Genomic DNA, 3,017 nt, shown 5'->3' on the forward strand with positions numbered 1-3,017 from the left:
ACTCACTCGATTGTCCCCCCGAGGATGCCGGCCTGACTGCGACGGAAGCGCTCCGGTATCCCGCTGCCCAGCTTTTCATGGAGCGGGCCGCGGCGAGCGGCTACGACGTCGCCTTGAGCGATATCGATGCGCCGATCGTCGCCCGGAGCTGCCGCCGGCTCGACGGAGTGGCACTTGCGATTGAGCTCGCGGCCAGTCGCGTTGGCTCCCTTGGGATTCGTGGAACCGCGGAACTGCTCGACAACCGCTTCGGCTTGCTCTGGCAGGGCCGCCGCACCGCCCTACCGCGGCACGAGACCCTGAACGCGATGCTCGATTGGAGTTACAGCCTGCTTTCGGATCGCGAGAAGCTGGTCCTGTGCCGGCTGTCAGTCTTTGTCGGGGCCTTCACGCGTCAGGCCGCCGGCTCCGTTGCGTCGGAGACGGAGGCAGACGAGGCGAATGTGATCGACACGGTCACGAGCCTGGTTGCAAAGTTTTTGATATCCACGAACGTCATCAACGAAACGACCTACTATCGGTTACTCGACACCACGCGCGCCTACGCTGCTGCCAAACTCGCAGAGCGTGGCGAAGCGGATCGGATCGCCCGACGCCACGCGATCTTTTATTCCAGGTTTCTCGAACACGACGAGATCATCCAGTCATTGTTTGGCGAATATGATCTTTCCGGATACGCCCCGCATATCGGCAATGTGCGGGCAGCGCTCGGATGGGCGCTGTCAGACCATGGCGATGTCGTCGTCGGCATCGGACTCGCCACCTGGGCGGCGCCCTTGTTCATCGGACTGTGGCTGCTCGGGGAATGCAGGGGTTGGTGTGAACGGGCGCTGGCCACTCTCGACGACGCCAGCCGAGGCACCAGACAGGAGATGATCCTTCAGGAAGCCTTGGCGCTGTCGTCGATGCTCTCCAGGGATCAGGCTCGTGCCGAACTCGAGCGTGGACTTGCGCTTGCGGAAGCTCTTGAGGATAGGCCGCGCCAGCTGCGCCTTCTCGTCGGTCTGAACCACTTTCTTGGCCGACTTGGTGACATTCGAGGCGCCCTGGCGGTCGCGAAACAGGGCGGCGTCATCGCGCAGGCCGCCAAGCACCCGGCGGGCACCGTCTGGGCAGAGTGTTGGGTGGGCAATGCTCACCACTTTCTGGGCAACCAGGCCGCGGCACAACTCCATTGTGAGCGCAGCAGGGCACTCGCGGTCGAACTTGGTACCTTCAACGCCAACTTCTTCGTCTTTGATTTTCGCAGCATCGCGACGATCTTCTTTGCCCGCGCCTTGTGGCTGCGTGGATTCTCCGATCAAGCGCTCAAATTCGTGCGAAGGGCCATCGACGAAGCGGCGAGCCGAGATCACGCAGTTCCGACTTGCATCTCGCTGGTTTATGCCTCGACCTTGTTACTGTGGACCGGTGATTTGCCAGGAACCAGCGACCTCATCGAGCAGTTGATCGTACACGCCGGACGACACTCGCTTGCACCGTACCGTGCTCTCGGCATCGCGCTGAAAGGCGAACTTGCTATCGCCCGTGATGAGCCGGAAGCCGGTCTCGATTTGCTACGGAGCGCGCTGGAGATCCTGCGCGCTCCACGGTTCAATCTCCTGATCACGGACTTCATCGGCGCGTTGGCGGAGGGCCTGCGCAAGACCGGGCAATTCGAGGAGGCGATTTTGACGATCAATGGAGCCATTGCGCGCTCGACAAATAGTGGAGTGGAATTTAACTTGTCCGAACTGCTCCGGATCAAATCGCAGATTCTCGTAGCACAACATGACCGTGAATCAGCCATGAACTGCCTGACAGAAGCGCTTACTGTCGCGCGCGCGCAATCTGCACTCGCTTGGGAGCTGAGATCAGCGATGGCCCTGGCACGCTTGCTCGCCGAAGACGGCCAGCGCGATCAGGCCCGGCATACGCTCGCCCTCGTCTACGACCGCTTCACCGAAGGATTCGAAACCGCAGATATGAAGCTGGCGCGCACGCTGCTTGAGGATTTGCATAGCCTTTAGCCGTTGGCGGTTCCTCGTGGCTTCGTCGCATTGAAGCGATGCTGGTTGCGCGCTAAAATGCACGAGAGCATTCGGCACAAGGAAGCATCGGTGCTTCCAGGTGACCCCTCCGCCCTATGAGTGTCCGGTTGCCGATGCACGAGCGCGGATAACGCCTATGAGTGATCACCGCAACCCTGAACCCAAGGACGTTCTCTCTTTTGGCCCGTTCAGCCTGTTTGTGGCCGAGAGGTTGCTCAGGAAGGCCGACAAGCCGATACCGCTCGGTGGCCGCGCGCTCGACATCCTGATCGCACTCGCGGAGCGGCCAGGGGAAGTTGTCACTCACAAGGAACTTATCTCGACGGCGTGGCCGGATGTGACGGTGGAGGAAGCCAACCTCCGCTTTCAAATGGCTGCCCTTCGGAAGGCACTTGGCGACGGACGAGACGGTGCTCGCTACATATCCAATATTGCCGGCAGGGGCTATTGCTTTGTTGCGCCAGTCACACGCTCGGGCGCCGAGCAACTGGTTCCGGTCACCGGGATCGCTACCTCAGAGCGAGTTCAAAAACTGCCGCCGCAACTAGCGCGAATGGTCGGTCGTGATGACACCGTTAGAGCGTTGACGCAGCAACTTCAGGAGTGGCGCTTCGTCAGCATCGTCGGCCCTGGCGGTATCGGCAAAACGACCGTGGCAATCTCGATCGCTCATACGCTGAGTGATGGATTCCATGACGCGGTCTTCTTTATCGATCTGGCTGCGCTGACCGATCCCGAACTGGTGCCGACAGCGATCGCGTCGGCGCTCGGGTTCGCGGTGCAAACCCAGGATCCGGTCGTTGGTCTGCTGGCCTTTATCGGCGACAGGAGGATCCTGCTCGTGCTCGACAATTGCGAGCACGTGATCGGCGTTGCGGCAGCACTGGCCGAACGCATCGTCAGCGAGGCGCCACAAGCGCACATCCTGGCGACCAGCCGCGAAGCGCTCCGGGTGGAAGGTGAACATGTCCACCTATTGTACTCACT

2 protein-coding genes are annotated in these 3,017 nt (G+C 61.1%); both read left to right on the forward strand.

What is annotated here, in order from left to right; genetic code table 11:
* Positions 1-2,009, forward strand: a 2,009-nt coding sequence (locus UP10_RS45590; RefSeq protein WP_044592538.1) for an ATP-binding protein, incomplete at its 5' end; no start/stop codon positions are given.
* Between the two features lie 157 nt (positions 2,010-2,166).
* A partial coding sequence (locus UP10_RS39360) for an ATP-binding protein (RefSeq protein ID WP_044592539.1) occupies positions 2,167-3,017 on the forward strand: 851 nt, incomplete at its 3' end.

The sequence above is a fragment of the Bradyrhizobium sp. LTSPM299 genome, from assembly GCF_000938235.1.
In the GTDB taxonomy this organism is placed as follows: Bacteria; Pseudomonadota; Alphaproteobacteria; order Rhizobiales; family Xanthobacteraceae; genus Bradyrhizobium.